Source organism: Nocardioides ferulae (assembly GCF_003660455.1).
Taxonomy (GTDB): domain Bacteria; phylum Actinomycetota; class Actinomycetes; order Propionibacteriales; family Nocardioidaceae; genus Nocardioides; species Nocardioides ferulae.
The window spans coordinates 120,654-144,117 of record NZ_QZVR01000004.1 but is presented as its reverse complement, the minus strand read 5'-3'; the positions used below and the strand labels follow the sequence as shown (position 1 = coordinate 144,117).

Below are 23,464 nucleotides of genomic sequence, written 5' to 3'. Positions count from 1 at the left end.
CTCACTGCTCCTCCTCCCCGGTGACCGGCGAGAAGTCGTCGACCAGCCACTCGCCGCCGGTGAGCACGAGCTGGACCTCGACCCGGAACGGGGCCGGCTGATCCTCCACGCGCTGGCCGTCGGAGTCGTCCGCGCCGTCCCCGGCATCATCACCGGTGCCCTCGTCGGCGGATCCGCCGGCGGCCGGGTAGGAGTTCGTGAACGCACCGGCGACCAGCACGGTCGCGGAGTCCTCGTCGAGCGCGGAGACCCCCACGCCGTAGACCTCCGCGGTGCGCCCGAGCCCGGCCTGCGAGACCGTCTGCTCGGCGACGGTCACGTTCTCCTCGAAGTCGGCCCGGAACTTGGGGGTGATCACCTCGAGCACCAGCTCGCGGTAGTCGGGCATCGTGCCGTCCTCGGCGAGCAGGTCGGGACCGTAGGTGTTGACCCGGAGCATGAACTGCCGGGCCTGGTCCATCACCTCCTCGCGGTCGGCCTGCTGCCGGTCGGGCTCGTCGCCGCCGTCGACGGCCAGCCAGGCGGCGGCTCCGAGCGCGACCATCAGGACCACGACGAGCAGGACGAGCACGCCGACCCGCCCGCGGCCGGACCGCTGGCCGGTCCCCGTGCTCGCGTCGGTGGATCGCTCGGTGGTGTGCAGGCTCGACCTCTGGTCCTCAGCGGCGCTCAACCCGTGGTCGCCAGAGGCTCCAGGAACAACCACTTCCACGACTCCTCTCCCAGGGTGCGCGGCGCCACGCTACCGGTGGCGGCGAGCTCGGGGTCGACCCGGTCGCCCCAGGAGACGTCCCCGGTCTCGGGGTCGTAGGACGCGATCACCGGCGCGCGGTAGTTGGCCCCTGCCCGCTGCCCGATGTTCTGGGCGCCGCGCGCGTTGCTCACCGAGGGCGGCTCGGTGCAGCGGGCGTCCTCGTTCATCGGCAGGTCCTCGCGCTGCTGCGGCGGACGCGTGTCGGTGCTCTGGTAGCCGGAGTGGCAGGGCGTGTTGGTGGTGATGATCAGTCCGAAGTGGGCGTCGTAGAGCCCGGTGTCGGGCGACTTCGAGACGACCGTGAACCCACCCTCGACCACGTAGGGGTAGGTGACCAGCACCTGCTCGACCCCGTCGAGGTGGGTGACCAGGATCTCGCCGGTGGTCACCAGGTCGTTGATCAGCTGGCCCAGGTCGACCTCGTTCTCCTCGAGGAAGGTACGCAGCTGGGTGGCCGTCGCCGAGCCGTTCTCGATGATCCGGCGCAGGTCGCGGTCGGAGCCGGCCAGTGCCCCGCTGAACAGCGAGAGGTCGCGGGCGAACGTGCGCAGCGCGCCGGCGGAGTCGGCCTGCCCCCGGAGCACCGTGTTGCCGTCCTCGATGAGCGCGGTGGTCAGCTCGAAGTTCTCGTCGGCGGACTCGATGAAGCTGTTGCCGGTGTCGATGATCCGCTGGAGGTCCTCGCCGGTGCCGGTGAACGCGGCGCCCAGCTCGGAGACCGTGGTCTGCAGGGCCTCGCGGTCGACCGACGAGACCGTCTCGGAGATGTCGGTGAGCAGCTGCTCGGTGGGCAGCGGGGTTCGGGTGTCGTCGAGTCCGATCTCGGCGTCCTCGGTCAGGAAGGGGCCCTCGTCGGTCTGCGGCTGGAGCTCGACGTACTGCTCGCCGACGGCCGAGCGGTTGCCGACCAGCGCGAGGCTGTCGGCGGGGATCTCGTCCCACTCGTCGTCGATGGACAGGTGCACGTCGACGCCGTCCTCGGTGAGCACCAGCTTGTCGACGCTGCCGATGCCGACCCCGCGATAGGTCACCCCGGCGCCGGCGAAGATGCCGCCCGACTCGGAGAAGTGCGCCACCACCGTGTAGGTGTCGTCGAAGAAGAACCGGTCCAGGCGCGCGTAGCGGGCGCCGACGAAGCTGACGCCGACGAGTGTGATCAGCGCGAAGACCATCAGCTGGACCTTGGTGCGCTTCGTGATCATCGGACCACCATCCCGGGGACGAGCAGGGTGACCAACGCTGGGTCGTAGGCGGCCATCAGCTGGCCGTAGGTCGGGCCGCGGACGCCCGCGGGACCGCCGGCCTCGCGGGGAGCCCCGAACGGTGCCCGCGGGGCGCCGCCGCCCAGCAGACCGCCGAGGTCACCGAGGATCGGCAGGTCCGGCAGCGGCAGTCCACCGCCGCCGCCACCGCCGCCGCCACCGCCGCCTCCGCTACCGGGGCACAGGCCGATCGGCAGCTCGCCCAGCGGCGTCTGGCAGATCAGGTCGACCACGGCGTCGACGGTGTCGTTGACCAGGCGCTCACAGATCTTGAGGTCGAGGTCGCCGTCCTTGAGGTCGTTGAGGCAGTTGGTCACCTTCAACAGGGCCCCCTTGCAGAGGTCCTCGAGCGCCGGCAGGTCGGTGATGTCGGAGAGCTCGCTGAACGGGATGCACACCTCGGTGGGCAGGCCCGGGATCTCGGGTCCGCCGGGCTGCGAGAAGTCCAGGTCGAGCTGGACCGAGAGGTTGGTGTAGTCGCCCATGTGCAGGTTGCGGGCGACCTGCGGGTCGCGGCCGACCACCTCGTCGACGAACGGATAGGTCAAGAACACGTTGAACGCGTTGACGAACGCGTCGCCGGAGTTCGCCAGCTCGGTCAGCACCGGCTGCAGCTGGCGGAACGTCTCGATGGTCGCGGCCTTCGACTCGCGGACCACCCGGGTGCCGACGTCGCCGAGGCGGTTGAGCGCCTCGAGCATCCGGACCAGGTCGTCGCGTTGGGTGTCGAGCGAGGCGATCGCGCTGGGCAGCTCGTCGAGTGCCGCGTCGATGGTCGGCTGCTCGCGCTGCACCTGACGGGCCAGGGCGTTCAACGAGTCGATCGCGTCCACGATGTCGGCCCGGCTGTCGTCGAGCTGCCCCATCAGCGACTCGACCTGGCGCAGCACCGAGCGCGTGGAGTCCTCACGCCCCTCGAGCGCGAGGTTGAGCTCGCTGGCGATGGTCTTCAGCTGGGCCACCCCGCCGCCGTTGAGCACCAGGCTCAGCGCGCCCAGCACCTCCTCGACCTCGGGGTTGCGTCCGCTCCGCTCCAGCGGGATCACGTCGCCGTCGGCCAGCGGCGCCTCCTCGGCGCCCTCCTCCGGAGCGCTCAGCGAGACGAACTTCTCGCCCAGCAGGCTGGTCTGGCGGATCTCGGCGACCGCGTTGGCGGGCAGCTCGGTGTCGCCGTGCAGCTCGAGGGTGACCTCGGCCGTCTGGCCGTCGAGCTCGACCTCGGTCACCTTGCCGACACTGACGTCGTTGATCTTGACCGAGGACTGCGGCACCAGGTCGAGCACGTCACGGAAGTGCACCGTCACCTCGATCGGCGAGTCACCGGTGTCGGTGCCGCCGGGCAGCGGCAGGTGGTAGACGTCGAAGTCGCAGCCCGAGAGCACGACCGAGCCGAGCAGCACGGCGAGCAGGGCTCGCAGTCGGGACAACCGCATCATGGCCGGTCCACCTCCACGAGTCCGCCGAGGCTCAGGTCGAACCGGTCACCGCGCACCGTGCCCGCGGCGCGGCCGGTGCGGCGTACGTCGCCGAAGATCGCCGAGCGCGGGAGGATCGTCTCGGCGAGGTCGCACAGCTGACCGCCCGGGTCGACGTTGCCGATCAACGCGCACACGAGCAGGCCGGGGTCGGACTGGATCTGGTGCACGATGTTGCCGATGTTCGCGTTGGTGTCGAGGGTGCCCGACTGGGGGTTGTAGGTCAGGAACAGGTTGCCGAGCGCCACCGGCGCGGTCTTCAAGGTCTCCTCCAGTGCGGCCCGCTGGCGCACCAGCACCGCCGCCACCCGCTTGAGACCACGGATGTTCTTGCCCAGGATGTCGCGGTTCTCGCGGACGAACCCGCCGACCTCGGTGAGGGCCACCGACAGGTTGCGCAGCGAGGCGGTGAGCTCCTCGCGCTCTCCGGCGAGCATCGTCGACACCTCGGCCAGCGAGTTGTTGAAGCGGCGGACCGTCTGGTCGTTCTCGGCCAGCGTCGAGACGAACTTCTGGAGCTCGCCGAGGGAGCCGAACAGCTCCTCCTTGTTGTCGTCGAGCGTCGTGCTGAGCTGGCCGAAGTCCTCGATGGTCTGGTGGAACCGCTCGCCCTCGCCGGCGAAGTTCTCGGCGGTGGTCTCGAGCAGGTCGGTCAGGGCCCCGTCGGAGTTGGCGCCGCGCGGGCCGAGCGCGACCGTGAGGTCGTCGAGGCTGGAGTAGATCTGGTCCAGCTCCAGCGGCACGGCCGTGTCGTCCTCCGCGATCACCGCGCCGTCGGCGAGCACCTCGCCGCCGTCGTAGGCCGGGGTCAGCTGCACGTAGCGGTCGCCGACGATCGACGGCGCCACGATCACCGCGCGAGCGTCGGCCGGGATCGAGACGTCGGCGTCGTAGCGCACGGTGACCTCGACGTCGGTGCCCGAGGGGGTGACCTTCTCGACGGTGCCGACCGGCACCCCGAGCACCCGCACGTCGCTGCCCTCGTAGATCGAGATCGCCCGCGGGAAGTGCGCGGTGAGGGTCTTCTGGTCGTCGCCGCCGAACACCGTCAGGGCGCCGGCGACCACGAGGGCACCGACCACCAGCAGCGGCAGGGCCCGCTTGAGCACGCCCATCACGTCGCTCATCCGAGGCCACCCCCGTTGGCCAGGTTCGGGACCGGCGGGAGGTTCTGGATGTAGGTGTCGAACCAGGGACCACTGCCGAGGGTGTTGGTGAACACCCGGTAGAACGGCGCCATCAGCCGCAGCGAGTTGTCGATGTTGTCCTCGTTCTTGTTCAGCACCGCCAGCACGTTGTCGAAGTGCTCGAGCGCGGGCTTGAGGTCGGCCCGGCTGTCGCGCACCAGTCCGGTGAGCTCCCGCGAGAGCGAGCGGGTCGACACCAGCAGGTTGTGCACCGCCTCGCGGCGCTGGACGAGAGCCCCGAACAGCACGTCGGCGTCGCGCATCAGCGCCACCAGGTCCTCGTCGCGCTCGTCGAGGACCGACGAGACCCGCTTGAGGTTGCCCAGGAGCGAGTTGATCTCCTCGTCGCGAGAGGCGATGGTCTCCGAGAGCGCCGAGACACCCTGCAGGGCGTCGCGGAACTCCTCGGGGGTGTTGCGGGTCAGGTCGGCCAGGGTGGTGAGCGAGTCGGCCAGCTGGTCGGTGTCGATCTGCGCCGAGGTCTCGCCGAGACCCTCGAACGCCTGCACCACGTCGTACGGCGAGGTGGTGCGCTCGGCGGGGATCTCGCCGCCGGCCTCCAGTTGGCCGGAGCCGGCCGGCTCCAGCGCCAGGAACATCTGGCCCATCAGCGTCTTCACCTTGATCGCCGCCCGGGTCTCGGTGCCGAACTCGGAGGGCTCCTCGACCAGGAAGGCGACCCGCACCGAGTCGCCGTCGAGCTGGACGGACTCGACCTCGCCGACGCGGACCCCGGCGATCCGGACCTCGTCGCCGGCCTCGAGGCCGCCGGACTCGGCGAACCTGGCGTAGTAGGTCTCGCCGCCACCGATCAGGGGGAGGTCCTGGGCCCGGAAGGCGCCGAAGAGCATGGCGGCCAGGACGACCAGGCTGATCGCGCCGATGGTCACCGGGTTGCGCTCGCGGAACGGCTTCACCGCCTGCTCACCTCAGATCACACCTCTCGGAGCCGGTGTTGTACTTCACCGGGATCGACACGTTCTCTGCCAGCCGCACCCGCCCCTGGAAGTTGCACAGGTAGAAGTTGAACCACGAGCCGTAGGTGGCGGTCCGCCCGATCTTGTTCAGCTTGATCGGCAGCACCTGCAGCGCACGGTCGAGCTCGGCCTTGTTGCGGTCGACATTGCCGGCGAAGCGCCGCAGCTGCTTGATGTCCTCGGCGAACTTGGGGCGGATGCCCGAGACCAGGTCGGCGGTCTCGACCGACAGCTCCGAGATCTGGTCGAGCGAGGACAAGATCGCCTGCCGGTCGTCCTTGAGCCCGCCCACGAGGGTGCGGAAGTTCACGATCAGCTCGCTGAGCTGGTCGTCGCGGTCCCCGATGTGGTCGAGCACCTGGTCCAGGTTCACGATCAGGTCGCCGATCAGCTCGTCGCGACCGGCGAGGGTGTTGGTCAGGGACGCGGTGTGCGCCAGCAGACCCTCGAGGGTGCCGCCCTCGCCCTGGAAGACCTGGACGATCTCGTAGGACAGCTTGTTGAGGTCGTCGGGCGAGAGCGCCTGGAACAGCGGCTTGAACCCGTTGAACAGCACCGTGAGGTCGAGCGCGGGAGAGGTCTGGCTGACCGGGATGGTGTCGCCCTCGTCGAGCTCGCCGCCGGCCGTGCCCTCCTGGGAGAGCGAGACGTAGCGCTGGCCGACCAGGTTGCGGTAGCGGATCGAGGCGTGCGTGGCCTCGGTCAGGCGGGTCGACTCCTGCACCGTGAACGTGACCTGGGCCCGGTTGCGGTCGACCACCTCGATGCTCTCGACCGTGCCGACCTTGACGCCCGCGATGCGGACGTCGTCGCCCTCCACCACGCCCGTGGCGTCGACGAACTCGGCGTGGTACTCCCGGCTCGCTCCGAAGCTCAGGTTGCCGACCGTGACCACCAGCACCGCGGTGGCCATCGTGGTCACCAGGATGAAGATCAGCAGCTTGACCGCGTCGCCGGCCGTCTGCTTGTCCAACACCTTCATCGCAGACTCACCTCCGCACCCTTCGCCATCGGCCCCACCAGCAGCACGCCCAGGTCGGGCACGTCCTCGGCGGTGGTGCCCAGGCCGGGGCCGAGCAGCGACTTCAGCAGCGCCGACTCGCCCGGAGTGGAGCCCAGGCCGTAGCCGGAGCCGATGCCGGCGGTGGCGGCCCAGCCGGTCGCCGCGCGCATCACACCCTTGCCGGTGGGCTCGTCGACACCGTCGTCGAGGTTCGGCACGTGGCGCAGGGGGTTCTCCTGGGACCACGGCGGGTTGGGCAGGTGAAGGCAGTTCGGGCCGCGGTCCTCGCCGACCCGCGGCTGGTCGTTCACGTTGTAGGCCCGCGGCTGGTTCGGCAGCGTCTCCAGCACGATGTGCAGGGTGGAGCCGCGGAACGCCTCGGCCTGCAGCTTGCCGGCGTTGACCAGGCCCTGGGTCAGGCACGGGAACTCCGGAGCGTACTTCGCCAGCACCCGAAGCGCGAGCTGATTGATCCGGCCGAACCGGATGATGTTGTCGCCGTTGTCGGCCAGGAACCCGCGGGCGGTCCCGGAGAAGGAGGTGACGTCGGCGAACAGCGCCTGCAACTTGGCCTCGCGGTCCTCCAGGGTGCCCGAGGTCGTGATCGAGTCACGCAGGATCTGGGAGACCTCCGGCAGCACCTCGGCGTAGACGTCGGAGACCTCGGCGGTCAGCTGGAGATCCTCGACCAGGTCCGGGATGAGCGGGTTGAAGCGCTTGAGGTAGCTGTCGAGGGTCTCGAGGTTCTCGCCCAGCCGCTCGCCGCGGCCCTCCAGCGCCGTGGCGATCGCGTTCAGCGTCATGTTCAGCTCGGCCGGCTGCACCGTGCGCAGCAACGGGTAAAGATCGGAGAGCACCTCCTCGACCTCGGTGGCGACCTGGGTTCGCTCGATGACGTCGCCCTCTGCGATCGGGTCCGCGGCGGCGCCGTCGGGAACGACCAGGGAGACGTACTTCTCGCCGAACAGGGTCTTGGGCACGATCGAGCCGGTCACGTCGGCCGGGATGATCTCCCGCTTGTCGGGGAACAGCCCGAGGGTGATCTCGGCGCCTTCTCCGGTGCTCTCGAGGTCGAGCACCTCGCCGACGATCACGCCACGGATCTTCACGTCGGCGCGCATCGGCAGCTGCAGACCGATGTTGGAGGTCTCCAGCGTCACCTCGTCGTAGTCGACGAACTTCTTCGTGAAGGTCGCGTAGGTGGCGTAGACCGCCAGCACGACCAGCGCGAGGAAGACCACCCCGAGGATCTTGGGACTGCGGACCAGGCTCATCGGCTCACCCCGCCAGCCGCACTGTGGTCGTCGTGCCCCAGATGGCCATCGACAGCAGCAGGTCGATGACGTTGATCGCCACGATGCTGGTGCGCACCGCCCGGCCGACCGCGACCCCGACGCCCGCGGGTCCGCCGGAGGCGTTGTAGCCGTGGTAGCAGTGGATGAGGATCACCACGACCGCGAAGACCAGCACCTTGCCGAAGGACCACAGCACGTCGCCCGGTGGCAGGAACGCGTTGAAGTAGTAGTCGTAGGTGCCGGCGGACTGGCCGTAGAACTGCGTGACCACGGTGCGGCTGGCGACGTAGGACGACAGCAGCCCCACGACGTACAGCGGGACGATCGCGATCATGCCGCCGATGACGCGGGTGGCCACCAGGAACGGCATCGAGGGGATCGCCATCACCTCGAGCGCGTCGACCTCCTCGGAGATGCGCATGGCGCCGAGCTGGGCGGTGAAGCCGCAGCCGACCGTCGCGGCGAGCGCGATGCCGGCCACCAGCGGCGCGATCTCGCGGGTGTTGAAGTAGGCCGAGACGAAGCCGGAGAACGCCGCGGTGCCCAGCTGGTCGAGCGCGGCGTAGCCGGAGAGTCCGACCTGGGCGCCGGTGAAGAACGTCATGCCGAGGATGACGCCCACGGTGCCGCCGATCACGGCCAGGGCGCCGGACCCGAGTGTGACCTCGGCCAGGATGCGCAGGATCTCGCGCGGATAGCGGGCCACCGAGCGGGGCAGCGAGCGCAGCACCCGCAGGTAGAAGCGGAGCTGCTGGCCGAGCACGTCGAGGGAGCTGAGAGGCCGCTGATAGACGGCGCGCATGTTCGCCATGTGACTATCCGCCCTTCGGCGGCACGACCTGCAGATAGATCGCGCTGAGGACGAAGTTGACCACGAACAGGAGCATGAACGTGATCACGACCGACTCGTTGACCGCGTCACCGACGCCCTTGGGACCGCCGGCGGCGTTCATGCCCTTGTAGGAGGCGACGATGGCGGCGATCACCCCGAACACCAACGCCTTGATCAGTCCGATCCAGATGTCGGGCAGCTGCGCCAACGCGGTGAAGCTCGCCAGGTAGGCACCGGGGGTGCCGTCCTGGAGCACCACGTTGAACACGTAGCCGCCGGCGACGCCGACCACGCTGACCATGCCGTTGAGGAAGAACGCGACCATCATGCAGGCCAGCACCCTGGGCACCACGAGGCGCTGGATCGGGTCGATGCCGAGCACCATCATCGCGTCGAGCTCTTCGCGGATCTTGCGGGCGCCCAGGTCGGCGGCGATCGCCGAACCACCAGCCCCGGCGATGAGCAGGGCGGTGCCGATCGGTGCCGCCTGCTGCACCACGGCCAGCACCGAGGCCGAGCCGGTGAACGACTGGGCGCCGAACTCTGCGATCAGCCCACCCACCTGGAGCGCGATGACCGCGCCGAAGGGGATCGCCACCAGTGCGGTCGGGATGATCGTGACCGAGGCGATGAACCATCCCTGCTGCAGGAACTCGCGCAGCTGGAACGGGCGCCGGAAGAGGGCCCGCAGCACGTCGAGTGCGAAGGCGAAGAGCTTGCCAGCGGTCCCGATCGGGGCGAGGACCCTGGCTGCGGTGAGCGAGGACACCGATCAGCCGCCGGTGGCCATCGACATGTTCTCCTGGAACGAACCAGGAGGCGGCACGACGCCGTTGTCGCGGCACCAGGCGCCGGGCTCGCGCTGGCTCCGGCGCGGGATGCCGTTGGAGGGCTCGAGCTGCATCGGGATCGGGGGCAGCGGCGGCAGTTCCTGGCCCTTCTCGGCCTCGAGCTCGTCGGCGTCCTTCTCCTCCGACATGCCGATCGGGCCGACCCGCTGGGCGTTGAGGAACTGGCGCACCACGGGCTCCTCGGAGGAGAGCAGCATCTCGCGGGGGCCGAACATCGCCAGGTGCCGGTGGTAGAGCAGCCCGATGTTGTCGGGCACCGTGCGGGCGGTGTTGATGTCGTGGGTGACGATCAGGAACGTGGCGTCGATCTGGGCGTTGAGGTCGACGATCAGCTGGTTGAGGAACGAGGTGCGCACCGGGTCGAGGCCCGAGTCGGGCTCGTCGAAGAGCACGATCTCGGGGTCGAGCACGAGGGCGCGCGCCAGGCCGGCGCGCTTGCGCATGCCGCCGGAGATCTCGCCGGGGAGCTTGTCCTCGGCGCCGACCAGGCCGACCAGGTCCATCTTCTCCATGACGATGTCACGGACCTCGGACTCGGACTTCTTGGTGTGCTCGCGCAGCGGGAAGGCGACGTTGTCGTAGAGGTTCATCGAACCGAACATGGCGCCGTCCTGGAACAGCACGCCGAACAGCTTGCGGATCTCGTAGAGCTCACGCTCGGAGCAGCTGGCGATGTCGGTGCCCTCGATGATGATCGAGCCACGGTCGGGCTTGATCAGGCCGATCAGCGTCTTGAGGAACACCGACTTGCCGGTGCCCGAGGGGCCCAGCATCACGCAGATCTCGCCTGCGGGGATCGTCAGGGACACGTCGCCCCAGATCAGCTGCTTGCCGAAGGACTTCGTGAGGTCCTCGACCCTGATCTCCACACCCATGACGTAGCCCTCTCCCCGTTCGATGCGGTCCCGCCGTCCGGCACTGACGACGCCGTGCGGCGCTCCCCCACTCGCCGGTAACAACGCTGTTACCGCGGCGAGGTTACGCGGATCACGTCGATTCGTCACCGGTCGTCCACGCCCCGTCGATCTCCCCGCCCGGACCTACCCCGCCGCCGAGCGGCCCAAACACCGGGCCGGCCGCCGTCACGGCACCGACGACGGAGCCCGGTGCCCGGACGGGGCGCAAATGCGACCAGGGCGGCCACCCCGAGGGGTGGCCGCCCTGATGGCGGTGCCGGTCAGCTGTCGACCGGCGTGCGGCTAGGCAGACGTCACTTGAGGGTGACGGTGGCGCCGGCGCCCTCGAGGGACTCCTTGGCCTTCTCCGCGGCGTCCTTGGCAACCTTCTCCAGGACGGCCTTGGGGGCGGCCTCGACCAGCTCCTTGGCCTCCTTGAGGCCGAGCGAGGTCAGCGCGCGCACCTCCTTGATGACGTTGATCTTCTTGTCGCCGGCCGACTCGAGGATGACGTCGAACTCGTCCTGCTCGGCAGCGGCGTCGCCACCGTCGCCGGCGCCGCCGGCAGCGGGGGCGGCGGCCACGGCGACCGGGGCGGCCGCGGTGACGCCGAAGGTGTCCTCGAACTGCTTGACGAACTCGCTCAGCTCAATGAGGGTCATCTCCTTGAACGCGTCGAGCAGCTCGTCGGTGGTGAGCTTCGCCATGATGGCGCTTCCTTCCGTTCGGTGGCCCGCCGAGGGATGTCGGGACGGGCCGGGTAACAGGGTGGTGTGGAACCTCGGCCTGGGTCAGGCCTCGGTGGCTTCGCCCTCGTCGGAGGCGGCCGGAGCGGCCGCCTCGTCGGCGGGGGCCTCGTCCGCGGCGGCAGCCTCGGCCGGGGCCTCCTCGGCGGCGGCCTCGGCCTGGTCGGCGGCTTCCGCCGCCGGGGCTCCGGCACCACCTGCGAGGATCGAGGGGTCCTGCTCGGCCTTCGCCTGGAGCGCACCGGCGAGCCGGGCGGCCTGGGCGAGGGGGGCGTTGAGCAGGTAGACGGCCTGGCTCAGCGAGGCGAGCATCGCGCCCGCCAGCTTGCCCAGGAGCACCTCGCGCGACTCGAGGTCGGCCAGCTTGGCCACCTCGCGAGCGTCGAGGGGCTTGCCGTCCAGGACGCCACCCTTGATGACCAGGGTGGGGTTCGCCTTGGCAAAGTCACGCAGACCCTTGGCCGCCTCGACGACGTCGCCCTTGATGAAGGCGATCGCGGTCGGGCCGGTGAGCAGGTCGTCGAAGCCTTCGATGCCCACCTCGTTGGCGGCGATCTTGGCCAGCGTGTTCTTGACCACGGCGTAGTTGGCGTTCTCGCCGAGGGAGCGCCGCAGTTCCTGCAGCTGCTTCACGGTGAGACCGCGGTACTCGGTCAGCACGGCACCGGCGGCGTCGTTGAAGGACTCAACGATCTCCGCGACGGCCGCCTGCTTGTCTGCCCGCGCCATGGGTCTCCTTCCGGACTGGGAGACCACCGCACCGACCCCGCGAAATGACGGACGCCCCGAGCACAGGCTCGGGGCGTGGACTCCGCACGGCTCACACCGCTGGGATCGTGCTCCTCACCTGCGCTGGCCGCCCGCTCTCGCGGGACCTTCGGTCGCGACGCTGATGCGAGGCGACAACCGGCGGTCTCTGGTTTCGAGGCGAAACTGTACGGGCGGTCGGCGGTGGAGACCAAATCCCGGCCGAGACTCGGGGGACCCGACCTAGGGGCGCATGCTGCCGACGCGCACCGGCACCCGCACCGGTTCGTGCTCCGTGCGCTGCGACGGCGGCGGCACGGTCAGGTCGACCGGCTCGCCCCACCCCTCGAAGTCGGCGACGGCGCTCACCTCGTCGTCGAGTGCCCACTCCAGCCGCACCGGCAGCCCGGCCTCGTCGACCCAGAGGTCGGCGCGCCGGAACTCCAGCTGCCACGAGGTCGCGACGCGCAGGTGCTGCAGCCAGACGCCGTCGACCTCCTCGGCACCGACATGCGTGAGCTCCTGGAGCGGGTCGAGACCCGAGACGACCACGACCGGGTCGTAGATCTGCAGGGCGTTGCGCAGCAGCACGGCGTAGACCGAGCCCCGGTCGTGCACGCAGTTCCACGGCAGGTCGGACTCCGGGGTCCGCAGCCCCCTGCTCGCGCTCTCGATGAGAGCGGTCACCACCGACCGGCTGACGCACGTGGTGCGCCCGGTGGCGACGTACTCCGCCGGCGGCTCCAGGGCCGAGGTGCGCAGCCGACGGCCGGTGGCCACCGTCAGGTCGGCCTCGCCGCTGGCGGTGCGGCCGTCGGACAGCTCGACCTCGTAGCGGACGCTGCCGGCCTCCGACATCGCGGCGTCCAGCCGGGACACCAGGTCGACCGGCCGGTACGTCGGCAGGACCGGCGGGCCCGCCGCCGCAGCCGGATCGGCCTCGTCGCCGGTACACCCGCCCACGGCGAGCAGGGCCGTCATGGCGGCCATCGCCGCTGGGGCGGCCACCCGTCGTCGCATCCCGAGACCCCTGCTCACCGGTTCACCTTCGCGCACTCGGGCCGGGAGCGCAGGAGAACGCCGGAGTCGCACACGCACGACGACGCCCCGGTCCGTGGGACCGGGGCGTCGTACGTCGGCGTCAGGAGAGCCGGAAGCCAGTTCGGTCTCGACACGCTCCGCACCGACCTCGCAGGCTCGGTCGCGGTCGCTGCTCGACCACCGATGATCGCATCCGCTACGCGGCTGCGATCAGGCCTGACCTTCCTCCTCCTCGGCCACGTTGCGCACGCGGTTGGGGTCGACCTGGATGCCGGGGCCCATGGTCGTGGAGAAGGTGACCTTCTTCAGGTAGCGGCCCTTGGAGCTGGCCGGCTTGAGACGCAGCACCTCCTCGAGGGCGGCTGCGTAGTTCTCCGCGAGCTGGACCTCGGAGAACGAGGCCTTGCCGATGATGAAGTGCAGGTTGGCGTGGCGGTCGACGCGGAACTCGATCTTTCCGCCCTTGATGTCGCTCACGGCCTTGGCCACGTCGGGGGTGACCGTGCCGGTCTTCGGGTTCGGCATCAGGCCGCGCGGGCCGAGCACGCGACCGAGGCGGCCGACCTTGCCCATCATGTCGGGCGTCGCCACGACGGCGTCGAAGTCGAGCCAGCCGCCGGCCACCTTCTCGATCAGCTCGTCGCCGCCGACGACGTCGGCACCAGCCTCACGGGCGGCCTCGGCCTTCTCGGCGTTGGCGAAGACCAGGACGCGGGCGGTCTTGCCGGTGCCGTGCGGCAGGTTGACGGTGCCGCGGACCATCTGGTCGGCCTTGCGCGGGTCGACGCCCAGGCGCATGACCACGTCGAGGGTCTCGTCGAACTTCTTCTTGCTGGCGGTCTTGGCGATCTTGATCGCGGCGAGCGGCGAGTAGAGCTCGTCCTTGTCGAAGCTCTCGGCCGCTGCGCGGTAGGTCTTGCTGCGCTGCATGTCTGGGTCTCTTTCTTCCAGGTGTGGTCTCGGTGGGCCAGCGCGGCCCTGCCACGAAGGATGGTCCGGAGAGGATGGCTCCCCGGCCGGTCGGTGTCTGGGGCGTGCGGCCCCGGGACCACGCGGACGTGGTCGATCGATCAGTCGGTCGTGACGCCCATCGAGCGGGCGGTGCCCTCGACGATCTTCATGGCCGCGTCGATGTCGTTGGCGTTGAGGTCGGGCAGCTTGGTCTGGGCGATCTCACGGATCTGGTCCTTGGTGAGCTTGCCGACCTTGTCGCGCTGCGGGACGCCCGAGCCCTTCGCCACGCCGGCGGCCTTCTTGATCAGCTCGGCGGCCGGCGGGGTCTTGGTGACGAACGTGAACGAACGGTCCTCGTAGATGGTGATCTCGACGGGGACGACGTTGCCGCGCATGGACTCGGTCTGGGCGTTGTAGGCCTTGCAGAAGTCCATGATGTTGACGCCGTGCGGACCGAGGGCGGTACCGACCGGGGGGGCCGGGGTCGCAGCGCCGGCCTGCAGCTGCACCTTGACCAGCGCGGCGATCTTCTTCTTGGGAGGCATCTCGCTGTCTCTTTCTGTTCCGTGGTCATGACGAGGGCGGGCAACGCCCTCTGCCACCTGAGTTGCTGAACAACCGCACTATTGTGCGGGTTGCTGCGGGGTGTTGGGAAATCCGGGGGTCCGGCGGACCTGAGGGTGAGCGCCCGTCTCGGCCGGTGCGTCCCGTCGAGCGATGTCGTGGATCTCGGCACGCGCGTCGCGACTTCGCTCCTCCGTCGCGGCGCTCGCTCGATCCCAGCGCGTCTGCCCCGCGAGCGAGCTCGCGGGTCAGACGCGCTGGATCTGGGAGAAGCTCAGCTCGACCGGGGTCTCGCGGCCGAAGATCTCGACCAGCGCCTTGACCCGCTGGGCCTCGGCGTTGATCTCGGTGATCGTCGCGTGCAGGGTGGCGAACGGCCCGTCGACGACCATCACCGAGTCGGAGACGGAGAAGTCGGCGACCTCGATCGGCTTCTTCGCCGGGGCGCCGCCGGAGGAGGCAGGAGCGGCCGTGCCGGCGGCGACCGCCTCCGCCTCGGCCCGGGCCACGACCGCCGGCGCGAGCATGCTCTCGACCTCGGCCATGCTCAGCGGCACCGGCTGGTGGCTGTGCCCGACGAATCCGGTCACCGAAGGGGTGTGCCGGACCGCGGCCCAGGACTCGTCGGTGAGGTCCATGCGGACCAGGACGTAGCCGGGAAGGACGGTGCGCTTGACCATCTTGCGCTGGCCGTTCTTGATCTCCGCGACCTCCTCGGTGGGGACCACGATCTCGTGGATGTAGTCCTCCATGTTGAGGGAGATGATGCGGTTCTCGAGGTTCTGCTTGACCCGGTTCTCCATGCCCGAGTAGGTGTGCACCACGAACCAGTCGCCCGGCTTCGCCCACAGCTCGCGACGGAACGCCTCGAGCGGGTCGTCGTCGGCCGGCTCGTCGGCCTCGTCCTCGGCGTCCGGGCCCTCGTCGCCCTCGGCGGCGCTCAGGCCGGAGCTGGTCGCGCCGTCGGCGGCGGTGTCGTCGAGCCCGAGAGCGGCGTCGGAGTCCTCGTCGGTCACCTCGGTGTCGAGGGCCGGCTGGTCCTCGACCTCGGGCGCCTCGTCCGGCTGGCCGTACTCGTCCTCGAGAGACACCTCGGGGGCCTCGGCGGCTTCATCGGCGAGGGCCTCGAGGGCCTCGCCCGACTCGTTCGGGTCCTGCTGCTGCGACACCTGCTGCTCCATCACTGCTGGGGGTGGTTGCTGGCCGGGGACTGCCGCTGGGTCAGCTGGCGTCGCCGGCGAAGACCTCGAAGGCGAGCTTTCCGAAGCCCAGGTCGAGGAGGGACACGATCGCCATCATCACGACCACGAAGAACACGACCACCACGAAGTAGGTGCTGAGCTGGTCGCGGGTCGGCCAGACGACCTTGCGCAGCTCGGCGACCACCTGACGGTAGAACGTCGGGATGCTGGTGCGCCCGCCCTTGTCGCGCGAGCCGCGCACTGCGCTGCCTTCCGACATCGCCTGTCACCTCTTCCCGTCATCTTCAGGTCGTCACCGCCGGCAGGATGCGCCGGCGTCTGGCTTCGTGCAGTCCTTGCAGGGCACGAGGGACTTGAACCCCCAACCTTCGGTTTTGGAGACCGATGCTCTGCCAGTTGAGCTAGTGCCCTACGGGGCTCCCCGAGCCCGACCTCGTCTCTCGCGCATCGCACGGGAGTCAGGGCATGGCTCAGCATGTGGGAGACCACCAAACGTGGAGTCTACGCATCCGGCCCCGGCCGACCAAACCGCCCCGGTGCGACCGCGCCCGAGGGTCGCATCTGACCACCGGAGAGCACCAGGCCGGGCCGCGCACCGGGTCGCCCCTACGATGGCGGGGTGAGTGAGCCGCAGCCCCTGCCCGGTCGGTCCCGGGCCGACCTGGAGTCCTTCCGTGCCGAGCAGCAGGAGGCGTACGACGCGCTCGTCGCCTCCGGCCTCAAGCTCGACCTGACCCGCGGCAAGCCGTCGGCCGAGCAACTGGACCTCGCCGACGGGCTGCTGCGGCTGCCGACGACGACCACCACGTCCGACGGGGTCGACACCCGCAACTACGGCGGGCTGGCCGGCGTCCTCGGCCTGCGCGAGATGTTCGCCGAGCTGCTGGGCCTCGACGTCGACCAGCTCTCGGCGCAGGGCAACTCCAGCCTCACACTGATGAAGGACACCCTGACCTACCTCTGGCTACGCGGCGGCGTGGACTCCGAGCGGCCCTGGGGCCGGGAGGAGAAGGTCCGCTTCGTGTGCCCGACGCCGGGCTACGACCGCCACTTCGCACTGTTGGAGTGGTTCGGCATCGAGATGCTGCCGGTGCCGATGACCGAGCACGGCCCCGACGTCGACGCCGTGGCCGCGCTCGTCGTCGACGACCCGACCGTCAAGGGCATGTGGCTGGTGCCGACCTATGCGAACCCCACGGGCCAGGTGACGTCCCAGGAGGTCGCCGAGCGGCTAGCGTCGATGCCGACCGCCGCCGCCGACTTCAAGATCTTCTGGGACAACGCCTACGCCCTGCACCACCTCTCGGCGGAGGAGACCAAGAGCGCCGACATCGTCTCGCTCGCCGCGGTGGCCGGGCACCCGCACCGGCCCGTGGTCTTCGCCTCCACCTCGAAGATCACCTACGCCGGGGCCGGCGTCGCCTTCGTCGGCGGCTCACGCGAGACCGTCGCGTGGTTCCACGACAACCTCGGCCTCGGCTCCATCGGCCCCGACAAGGTCAACCAGCTGCGGCACCTGGAGTTCTTCGGCAGCGCGCAGGGCGTGCGCGACCACATGGCCAAGCACCGCGACCTGCTCGCGCCCAAGTTCGCCGAGGTCGAGCGGATCCTCGCCGAGCGCCTGGACGGGCTCGGCATCGCCGAGTGGACCCGGCCGCACGGCGGCTACTTCGTCAGCCTCGACGTGCTGCCCGGCACCGCCACCCGCGTGATCGAGCTCGCCAAGGCCGCCGGGGTCGCGCTCACGCCGGCCGGCTCGGCGTACCCCTATCGCAACGACCCCGACGACACGAACATCCGGCTGGCCCCCTCGTTCCCGACGCTGGCCGAGGTCACCGGCGCGATGGAGGCGGTCGCGACGTGCGTGCGGCTGGCCGCAGCGGAGAAGCTGCTCGGCTGACCTCCTCGATGCGCGACCTCCACCGGCTGCCCAAGGCGCACCTGCACCTGCACTTCACGGGCTCGATGCGTCACCAGACGCTGTTGGAGCTCGCGGAGCGCGACGGGATCGTGCTGCCCGACCAGCTGGTCTCCGAGTGGCCGCCACAGCTGTCGGCGGCGGACGAGAAGGGCTGGTTCCGCTTCCAGCGGCTCTACGACGTCGCCCGGTCGGTGCTGCGCACCGAGGACGACGTCCGCCGGCTGGTCCGCGAGGCCGCGGAGGACGACGTCCGCGACGGCGGGCGCTGGCTGGAGATCCAGGTCGACCCCAGCGGCTACGCCGCCCGGTTCGGCAACATCACCGCGTTCACCGACCTGGTGCTCGACGCCGTGGCCGACGCCGGCCGCCTGACCGGGCTCGGCATGGCGGTGGTGATCGCCGCCAACCGCACCAGGCATCCGCTCGACGCCCGCACCCTCGCCCGTCTGGCGGCGCAGTACGCCGGCCGCGGCGTGGTCGGCTTCGGCCTCTCCAACGACGAGCGGCGCGGCACCACCACCGACTTCGGCCCGGCCTTCCGGATCGCCGAGCGGGCCGGCCTGGCGCTGGTGCCGCACGGCGGTGAGCTGCGCGGACCCGAGCACGTCACGACCTGCCTCGACTCGCTGCACCCCGACCGACTCGGCCACGGCGTCCGGTCCGGCGAGGACCCGCGCGTCCTCGAGCGGGTCGTGCGGGAGGGTGTCGTGCTCGAGGTCTGCCCTGTCTCCAACGTCGCCCTCGGCGTCTACTCCGACCTGACCTCGGTGCCGCTGCCGAGCCTGCTGGCCGCGGGCGCGACGGTCGCGCTCGGCGCCGACGACCCGCTGCTGTTCGGCTCGCGCCTGGCCGGGCAGTACGCCACGATGCGCGCCGCCCACGACCTCACCGACACACAGCTCGCCGAGCTCGCCCGGATGTCGGTGCGCGGCTCGCGCGCCCCCGACTCGACCAAGGCCGAGATCCTCCGCGACATCGACACCTGGGCAGCGGCTCCGCCGGCCTGAGGTCGCTCGGGGTCGGTGTGGCTGCCGCTGCGCGGCGGGGTGTCCGCTGCGCGGGGCTTCGTGGTCTGCCTGACCTGTGGGGTCGGGTGGTTCTGTGGTGGGTGGGTCTGTGGTGGGTGGGTCTGTGGTGGGTGGGGTGGGGGTCTGCGTCGCTCGCGCTCCCGGGCCGACAGGGACGATGCCGTCATGGACCGGCCCCACCTACCGGAAGGTGGGCGGGTGACATGCGTCTGGGTCGAGGGCCCCGTGGCTGGTGGGTGGGGCGGGCCTCTGACGGCTGCCTGTGGCTGGGCTTCAGACCAACCCTCTGTTGGTCACCGTGGGTGGGCACGTCACCGTGGTCTGGGCGTGCCCCGACCCGTCAGCCATTCCCTCCCCCGCTTCGCTCCTCCGGGAATGCCGGACGGGTCGGCGAGGTCGCGGCCCGATCAACCCCGACACCTGATGACGCGGGGTGTTCTCCGCTGGTCCGGGGTCGCCTGACGTCGCGGGTCACGGCCGGTTGGGTCATGCGGCGCAGCCGCAAACTCCTCTCCTCCCGGGGTCGGTGAGCCCGGCGCGGGGTGGGGCGGCGGAGCCGGAGGGGCCCCGAGGCCGTGGATGGGCCTGGCCCCGCTCCGTGAGGAACGAGCGGAGCGGGTGGTTTGGCCGAGCGGGCCCCTCCGGCGCAGCTGACCCGGGCAGCGGCGGACCCACCCACCACGAGCGACAGGTCACCGGGTGAACGCCAACCACGAGCGGCAGGTCAGCGAAGCACCACCAACCCCGCAGACAGACCAGCTCCGAGACATCCCGGCGCAGCGGCGGCCACACCAACCCGAGTCAGAGATCGCAGCCCACCAGGACCGGCTCGTTGACCAGGCGGATGCCGAAGCGGGCCTCGACTCCGTCGCGGACCTCGCGGGCCAGGGCGAGGAGGTCGGCGGTGGTGCCGGTGCCGCGGTTGGTGAGGGCGAGGGTGTGCTTGGTGGAGAGGCTGACCCGCTCGGTGCCGTGACCCTTGGCGAAGCCGGCGTGCTCGATCAGCCAGGCGGCGCTGGTCTTGACCCGGCCGTCGGGCTGCGGCCAGGCCGGTGCGCCCTCGGGGACCGCGTCGGGGTCGACGACCGGGTTGGTGAAGAACGAGCCCGCGCTCCAGGTGTCGTGGTCGTCCGCGTCGAGCACCATGCCCTTGCCGGCGCGCAGCCCCAGCACCGCGGCCCGGACGTCGACGAGGGGGGCGCGCTGGCCAGGCTCGACGCCGAGCGTCCGCGCCAGTTCGGCGTACCGCACCGGCTCGGACATGTCGCCCTGACGCAGCTGGAAGGTCACGCCGAGCACGACGTGCCGGCCGGGGTCGGCCTTGAAGCGGCTGGTGCGATAGCCGAAGCCGCAGTCGGCCGCGGCGAATGTGCGCACCTCGCGGAGCCGGCGGTCCCAGGTGCGCACCCGGGCGATCGTCTGGGCGACCTCCTGCCCATAGGCGCCGACGTTCTGGATCGGGGTCGCGCCGGTGGAGCCGGGGATGCCCGACAATGCCTCCAGGCCCGCCCACCCGGCGTCGACGGTGGCGGCCACCACGTCGTCCCACGGCTCCCCGGCGGCGACCTCGAGCACCACTCCCCCGCAGCAGGCCAGGTCGTCCTCGGCATCGACGTCGGCGGATCGCCCGCGGACCGCGACCTCGACCACGGTGCCGTCGAAGCCCTCGTCGGCGACCACGAGGTTGCTCCCTCCGCCGAGCACGAGCACGGGCTCGCCGCGCTCGTCGCACTCGGCCACGGCCGCGACGAGCTCCGCCTCGGTGCCGGCCACGACCCAGCGGCGGGCTCCACCGCCGAGCCGGAGCGTGGTGTGGGCGCTCAACAGCTCAGGCACGGACGACCGCCTTCGGCGCGCCGAGCACCTTGCGGCCCGCGCAGGTCACCTCGAGCGTGATCGTGACCAACCCGTCGGCGACGTCCTTCACGGTGCCGGCCACGACCACGTCGACGCCGGTGTCGTCGTCGGGGACGACGACGGGCTGGGTGAACTTGCAGCCCAGCTCGACCACCTCCGCACCATCGGTCCACTCGGCGACCGCGCGGGCGGCGAGTGCCATCGTGTACATGCCGTGCGCGATGACGCCGGGGAGCCCGACCCCGGTGGCGATCCGCTCGGACCAGTGGATCGGGTTGAGGTCACCGCTGGCGCCGGCGTAGCGGACCAGGTCGGCTCGACGTACGGCGTAGGTCCGGGCCGGCAGCGACGCCCCCGTCGTCAGGGCCGTGCTCACGCTGCCCCCCGGTGCACGAGCGTGGCGCTGGTCTCGCAGACCAGGACACCGCCGGCGTCGCGGAGCTCGCTGGTGGTGCCGAGGATGTCGTTGCCCCCGATCTGGCGCAGCGAGGAGACGGTCAAGGTGGCGGTGAGCACGTCGCCGGCCTCGATGGGGCGCTGGTAGCGGAACCGCTGCTCGCCGTGCACGATGCGGGACAGCTCGACCTGTTCGGCCTCGAGGAAGGCGTTCATCGCCTCGAACGCGACGACGATCGGGAACGTCGCGGGGGCAGGCCCACCGTCGTAGGCCGTGCCGGTCGCGGCGGCGAACTCGCGCAGCCGCTCCTCGGTGACGGTGTAGGGGCGGGTCGGCGGGAAGCTGCGGCCCACGAGCGAGGGGTCGATCGGCATGGGACCAAACCTAGTGGCAGGCAAATGCGCAGCGGCCCGTCCGGGGGTCCGGACGGGCCGCGGTGCGCGGGAGGCTGCTGAGAGGTCAGCGGGTCTCGCGGTGGTCGGTGTGGGTGCGGCAACGCGGGCAGAACTTCTTCAGCTCCATGCGGTCGGGGTCGTTGCGGCGGTTCTTCTTCGTGATGTAGTTGCGCTCCTTGCAGGTCACGCAGGCGAGCGTGATCTTCGGGCGAACATCAGAGGTCTTGCTGGCCACGGGAAGTCCTTCGTCGAAGTGGGTCGTGCGGTGGTGCGTGGACCGCGGTGACGGTCACTTGCTGCTGCTGCGGTTGATCTCGACGTAGCGGGAGCGGGACTCGAACCCGCGACACCACGATTATGAGTCGTGTGCTCTAACCACCTGAGCTACCCCGCCACCGGGACAGGGCTGCGCCGGCCAGTCTAGTGGCCGACGCAATCCAGATCCTCCGAGCCCCTTTACGGAATCGAACCGTAGACCTTCTCCTTACCATGGAGACGCTCTGCCGACTGAGCTAAAGGGGCAACGAGCGAAGAGAATACACAGCCCCCACGGCGATAGAGAAATCGGGGGCGCGGACCCCGCGAGCCCGCCCGTCGACCCTCCCCGGCGACCGTTGTCGTCCCAGGTCAGACGCGGGTCGGACGCAGCTCAGCTCGCGGATCAGGCGTCCTGGATGCGCGCGAAGGGGTGCGCCTCCTCGAGCTCGTAGGCGAGCTTCAGCAGGGTCGCCTCGCGACCGGTGTCGGCGGTGAACATCATCCCCTGCGGCAGGCCGGCCCGGGTGGTGGCCAACGGCAGGGAGATGGCCGGCTGGCCGGTGGCGTTGGCCAGCGGCGTGTAGGCCACCCAGGTGAGGATCCGCTCCATCAGCTCCTCGAACTCCAGCCCCGGGTCGAGGTGTCCGACCAGCGGCGTCTCGGTGGCCAGCGTCGGCGTCAGCACCACGTCGTACGCCGCGAAGTACGACGCCAGCTCCTGGCGGATCCGGCGCAGCCGGCGGATCGCCCCGGGCACCCGGTGCAGGTTCCGGCGGGCGTGCCGGTCCAGGCCCAGGGAGAGGCTGTCGAGCCGGGTGCGGTCCCACGAGGGTCCGTGCTCGCGGCGTCCGGTGCGCACGACCACCATGGCCATCAGCGCCCAGTAGAGCAGGAAGTCCTGCTCGAACCAGGAGGGCAGCGGCGGGTCGGTGTGCTCGACGCGGTGCCCGAGCTCCTCGAGGAGGCCGGCGGTCTTCGCGGTGAGCTCGGCGACCTCGGGGGTGGCGTGGTGGCGGGAGCCCTGGGTGGTGACGGCGATCCGGAGCCGGGTGCGGCCGGGACGGGTGACGTCGCCGATCGGCGGCAGCGCCAGGGCGCGGTAGACCCGCTCGGCCTCGCGGAGGAAGGCGGCGGTGTCACGCACCGACCGGGTGAGCACCCCGTCGGCGATGATCTTGACCGGCATCTGGCGGTAGAGCTTGTCCAGCGGCAGCCGCTCCCGGGAGGGCTTGAGCCCGACCAGGCCGTTGACGGCGGCCGGGATGCGGATCGAGCCGCCGCCGTCGTTGCCGTGGGCGAGCGGGACCGCCCCGGCCGCCACCAGCGCGGCCGAGCCGGCCGAGGAGGCCCCGGCGGTGCGTCGCGGGTCCCAGGGTGAGCGGACGGCGCCGAGGCGAGGGTGCTCGGCGGTCGGGGAGAAGCCGTACTCCGACAGCGTGGTCTTGCCGAGCGGCACCAGCCCGGTGGCGAGGAACATGCGCCCGAAGTCGCCGGTGGCGCGCACCGGCCGTGGCGTGAAGGCGTCGGCGCCGTGCCCGGTGGGCAGGTCGGCGACGTCGACGTTGTCCTTGAAGAAGGTGGGCACCCCGGCGAAGTAGCCGTCGCGCGGCGCCCGGGCCTCGACGCGGGCATGGTCGAAGCAGCGGTAGGCGATCGCGTTCAGCTGCGGGTCGACCCGCTCGGCTCGGGCGATCGCGGCCTCGACCACCTCGGGGATCGACACCCGGCCGGCATGCAGGGCCTCCACCAGTCCGACCGCGTCGAGGTCGCCGAGGGCGTCGTCGGCGAAGGCGTGGACTCGACCGGGCTGGGACGTCATGGG

The 23,464-nt window shown here is 70.7% G+C and carries 24 protein-coding genes and 3 tRNA genes; 2 read left to right on the top strand and 25 right to left on the bottom strand.

Translation table 11 applies throughout. From position 1 onward, the window contains the following. Position 1: 1 nt before the first annotated feature. From D6B71_RS07005 to D6B71_RS06920, 18 genes are all read right to left on the bottom strand, one after another. Complete coding sequence (locus tag D6B71_RS07005; RefSeq protein ID WP_126688199.1) at positions 2-571, bottom strand: hypothetical protein; 570 nt, start codon at positions 569-571, stop codon at positions 2-4. A gap of 98 nt (positions 572-669) precedes the next feature. Continuing rightward, positions 670-1,956 (bottom strand): MCE family protein, encoded by a 1,287-nt coding sequence (locus D6B71_RS07000; RefSeq protein ID WP_121253408.1) that lies wholly within the window; start codon positions 1,954-1,956, stop codon positions 670-672. Then, on the bottom strand, positions 1,953-3,452 hold the full coding sequence (locus tag D6B71_RS06995; RefSeq protein WP_121253407.1) for an MCE family protein: 1,500 nt from the start codon (positions 3,450-3,452) through the stop codon (positions 1,953-1,955). Before D6B71_RS06995 ends, D6B71_RS07000 begins: the two co-directional genes overlap by 4 nt. After that, on the bottom strand, positions 3,449-4,618 hold the full coding sequence (locus D6B71_RS06990; RefSeq protein ID WP_164519566.1) for an MCE family protein: 1,170 nt from the start codon (positions 4,616-4,618) through the stop codon (positions 3,449-3,451). Before D6B71_RS06990 ends, D6B71_RS06995 begins: the two co-directional genes overlap by 4 nt. Continuing rightward, a complete protein-coding gene (locus tag D6B71_RS06985) occupies positions 4,615-5,595 on the bottom strand; it encodes an MCE family protein (protein WP_121253405.1) in 981 nt (326 codons plus the stop codon). Before D6B71_RS06985 ends, D6B71_RS06990 begins: the two co-directional genes overlap by 4 nt. 7 nt (positions 5,596-5,602) lie before the next feature. After that, on the bottom strand, positions 5,603-6,637 hold the full coding sequence (locus D6B71_RS06980; RefSeq protein ID WP_121253403.1) for an MCE family protein: 1,035 nt from the start codon (positions 6,635-6,637) through the stop codon (positions 5,603-5,605). Further along, positions 6,634-7,932, bottom strand: a complete 1,299-nt coding sequence (locus tag D6B71_RS06975) for an MCE family protein (protein ID WP_121253401.1) — start codon at positions 7,930-7,932, stop codon at positions 6,634-6,636. Before D6B71_RS06975 ends, D6B71_RS06980 begins: the two co-directional genes overlap by 4 nt. Positions 7,933-7,936: 4 nt before the next feature. Then, positions 7,937-8,764 (bottom strand): MlaE family ABC transporter permease, encoded by an 828-nt coding sequence (locus D6B71_RS06970; RefSeq protein ID WP_121253399.1) that lies wholly within the window; start codon positions 8,762-8,764, stop codon positions 7,937-7,939. A gap of 4 nt (positions 8,765-8,768) precedes the next feature. Beyond that, entirely contained in the window at positions 8,769-9,554 is a 786-nt protein-coding gene (locus D6B71_RS06965) for an MlaE family ABC transporter permease (protein ID WP_121253397.1), read from the bottom strand. A 3-nt stretch (positions 9,555-9,557) separates the two neighbouring features. Further along, on the bottom strand, positions 9,558-10,511 hold the full coding sequence (locus D6B71_RS06960; RefSeq protein ID WP_121253395.1) for an ABC transporter ATP-binding protein: 954 nt from the start codon (positions 10,509-10,511) through the stop codon (positions 9,558-9,560). A 335-nt stretch (positions 10,512-10,846) separates the two neighbouring features. Next, positions 10,847-11,239, bottom strand: coding sequence for a 50S ribosomal protein L7/L12 (rplL, locus tag D6B71_RS06955; protein WP_121253393.1), 393 nt, complete (start codon positions 11,237-11,239; stop codon positions 10,847-10,849). Positions 11,240-11,323: 84 nt separating this feature from the next. Beyond that, on the bottom strand, positions 11,324-12,007 hold the full coding sequence (rplJ, locus tag D6B71_RS06950; protein WP_121253391.1) for a 50S ribosomal protein L10: 684 nt from the start codon (positions 12,005-12,007) through the stop codon (positions 11,324-11,326). A gap of 261 nt (positions 12,008-12,268) precedes the next feature. Continuing rightward, the gene (locus tag D6B71_RS06945) at positions 12,269-13,063 is read right to left on the bottom strand and encodes a hypothetical protein (protein WP_126688198.1); all 795 of its coding nucleotides are present in this window, start codon (positions 13,061-13,063) and stop codon (positions 12,269-12,271) included. A gap of 213 nt (positions 13,064-13,276) precedes the next feature. Continuing rightward, entirely contained in the window at positions 13,277-13,996 is a 720-nt protein-coding gene (gene rplA, locus D6B71_RS06940; RefSeq protein WP_121253387.1) for a 50S ribosomal protein L1, read from the bottom strand. A 140-nt stretch (positions 13,997-14,136) separates the two neighbouring features. Beyond that, positions 14,137-14,565 carry a 50S ribosomal protein L11 gene (gene rplK, locus D6B71_RS06935; RefSeq protein WP_121253385.1) on the bottom strand — a complete coding sequence of 143 codons (429 nt, stop codon included), beginning with the start codon at positions 14,563-14,565 and terminating at the stop codon, positions 14,137-14,139. A 267-nt stretch (positions 14,566-14,832) separates the two neighbouring features. After that, positions 14,833-15,765, bottom strand: a complete 933-nt coding sequence (nusG, locus tag D6B71_RS06930) for a transcription termination/antitermination protein NusG (RefSeq protein ID WP_164519565.1) — start codon at positions 15,763-15,765, stop codon at positions 14,833-14,835. A 40-nt stretch (positions 15,766-15,805) separates the two neighbouring features. After that, the gene (secE, locus tag D6B71_RS06925) at positions 15,806-16,045 is read right to left on the bottom strand and encodes a preprotein translocase subunit SecE (protein ID WP_121253383.1); all 240 of its coding nucleotides are present in this window, start codon (positions 16,043-16,045) and stop codon (positions 15,806-15,808) included. 79 nt (positions 16,046-16,124) lie between these two features. Then, a tRNA-Trp gene (locus tag D6B71_RS06920) sits at positions 16,125-16,197 on the bottom strand. A gap of 208 nt (positions 16,198-16,405) precedes the next feature. Here D6B71_RS06920 and D6B71_RS06915 point away from each other — a divergent pair. Beyond that, positions 16,406-17,686 carry an aspartate aminotransferase type Ic gene (locus D6B71_RS06915; RefSeq protein WP_121253381.1) on the top strand — a complete coding sequence of 427 codons (1,281 nt, stop codon included), beginning with the start codon at positions 16,406-16,408 and terminating at the stop codon, positions 17,684-17,686. A gap of 8 nt (positions 17,687-17,694) precedes the next feature. Continuing rightward, entirely contained in the window at positions 17,695-18,714 is a 1,020-nt protein-coding gene (locus tag D6B71_RS06910; RefSeq protein ID WP_121253379.1) for an adenosine deaminase, read from the top strand. An 822-nt stretch (positions 18,715-19,536) separates the two neighbouring features. Here the strand turns inward: D6B71_RS06910 and D6B71_RS06905 are convergent. The 7 genes from D6B71_RS06905 to D6B71_RS06875 all read right to left on the bottom strand — a co-directional run bounded on the left by D6B71_RS06905 (position 19,537) and on the right by D6B71_RS06875 (position 23,461). Beyond that, positions 19,537-20,571, bottom strand: a complete 1,035-nt coding sequence (locus tag D6B71_RS06905) for a UDP-N-acetylmuramate dehydrogenase (RefSeq protein WP_121253377.1) — start codon at positions 20,569-20,571, stop codon at positions 19,537-19,539. Continuing rightward, positions 20,564-20,968, bottom strand: a complete 405-nt coding sequence (locus D6B71_RS06900; RefSeq protein ID WP_206051605.1) for a MaoC/PaaZ C-terminal domain-containing protein — start codon at positions 20,966-20,968, stop codon at positions 20,564-20,566. The genes D6B71_RS06905 and D6B71_RS06900 overlap by 8 nt, the downstream gene beginning before the upstream one ends. Next, on the bottom strand, positions 20,965-21,363 hold the full coding sequence (locus D6B71_RS06895) for an FAS1-like dehydratase domain-containing protein (protein WP_121253375.1): 399 nt from the start codon (positions 21,361-21,363) through the stop codon (positions 20,965-20,967). The genes D6B71_RS06900 and D6B71_RS06895 overlap by 4 nt, the downstream gene beginning before the upstream one ends. Before the next feature lie 85 nt (positions 21,364-21,448). Beyond that, positions 21,449-21,619 carry a 50S ribosomal protein L33 gene (gene rpmG, locus D6B71_RS06890; RefSeq protein ID WP_121253373.1) on the bottom strand — a complete coding sequence of 57 codons (171 nt, stop codon included), beginning with the start codon at positions 21,617-21,619 and terminating at the stop codon, positions 21,449-21,451. Between the two features lie 85 nt (positions 21,620-21,704). After that, a tRNA-Met gene (locus tag D6B71_RS06885) sits at positions 21,705-21,778 on the bottom strand. Between the two features lie 55 nt (positions 21,779-21,833). Continuing rightward, positions 21,834-21,906: transfer RNA gene (locus D6B71_RS06880), tRNA-Thr, on the bottom strand. A 139-nt stretch (positions 21,907-22,045) separates the two neighbouring features. After that, positions 22,046-23,461 (bottom strand): amidase, encoded by a 1,416-nt coding sequence (locus tag D6B71_RS06875; RefSeq protein ID WP_121253371.1) that lies wholly within the window; start codon positions 23,459-23,461, stop codon positions 22,046-22,048. Positions 23,462-23,464 lie beyond the last annotated feature (3 nt).

Bases quoted from the DNA above. Each gene is read 5' to 3' on its own strand.
- D6B71_RS07000 (WP_121253408.1), bottom strand. From the start codon at position 1,956: ATGATCACGAAGCGCACCAAGGTCCAGCTGATGGTCTTCGCGCTGATC.
- D6B71_RS06995 (WP_121253407.1), bottom strand. From the start codon at position 3,452: ATGATGCGGTTGTCCCGACTGCGAGCCCTGCTCGCCGTGCTGCTCGGC.
- D6B71_RS06990 (WP_164519566.1), bottom strand. From the start codon at position 4,618: ATGAGCGACGTGATGGGCGTGCTCAAGCGGGCCCTGCCGCTGCTGGTG.
- D6B71_RS06980 (WP_121253403.1), bottom strand. From the start codon at position 6,637: ATGAAGGTGTTGGACAAGCAGACGGCCGGCGACGCGGTCAAGCTGCTG.
- D6B71_RS06975 (WP_121253401.1), bottom strand. From the start codon at position 7,932: ATGAGCCTGGTCCGCAGTCCCAAGATCCTCGGGGTGGTCTTCCTCGCG.
- D6B71_RS06970 (WP_121253399.1), bottom strand. From the start codon at position 8,764: ATGGCGAACATGCGCGCCGTCTATCAGCGGCCTCTCAGCTCCCTCGAC.
- D6B71_RS06960 (WP_121253395.1), bottom strand. From the start codon at position 10,511: ATGGGTGTGGAGATCAGGGTCGAGGACCTCACGAAGTCCTTCGGCAAG.
- rplL (WP_121253393.1), bottom strand. From the start codon at position 11,239: ATGGCGAAGCTCACCACCGACGAGCTGCTCGACGCGTTCAAGGAGATG.
- rplJ (WP_121253391.1), bottom strand. From the start codon at position 12,007: ATGGCGCGGGCAGACAAGCAGGCGGCCGTCGCGGAGATCGTTGAGTCC.
- rplA (WP_121253387.1), bottom strand. From the start codon at position 13,996: ATGCAGCGCAGCAAGACCTACCGCGCAGCGGCCGAGAGCTTCGACAAG.
- rplK (WP_121253385.1), bottom strand. From the start codon at position 14,565: ATGCCTCCCAAGAAGAAGATCGCCGCGCTGGTCAAGGTGCAGCTGCAG.
- nusG (WP_164519565.1), bottom strand. From the start codon at position 15,765: ATGGAGCAGCAGGTGTCGCAGCAGCAGGACCCGAACGAGTCGGGCGAG.
- secE (WP_121253383.1), bottom strand. From the start codon at position 16,045: ATGTCGGAAGGCAGCGCAGTGCGCGGCTCGCGCGACAAGGGCGGGCGC.
- D6B71_RS06910 (WP_121253379.1), top strand. From the start codon at position 17,695: ATGCGCGACCTCCACCGGCTGCCCAAGGCGCACCTGCACCTGCACTTC.
- D6B71_RS06895 (WP_121253375.1), bottom strand. From the start codon at position 21,363: ATGCCGATCGACCCCTCGCTCGTGGGCCGCAGCTTCCCGCCGACCCGC.
- D6B71_RS06875 (WP_121253371.1), bottom strand. From the start codon at position 23,461: ATGACGTCCCAGCCCGGTCGAGTCCACGCCTTCGCCGACGACGCCCTC.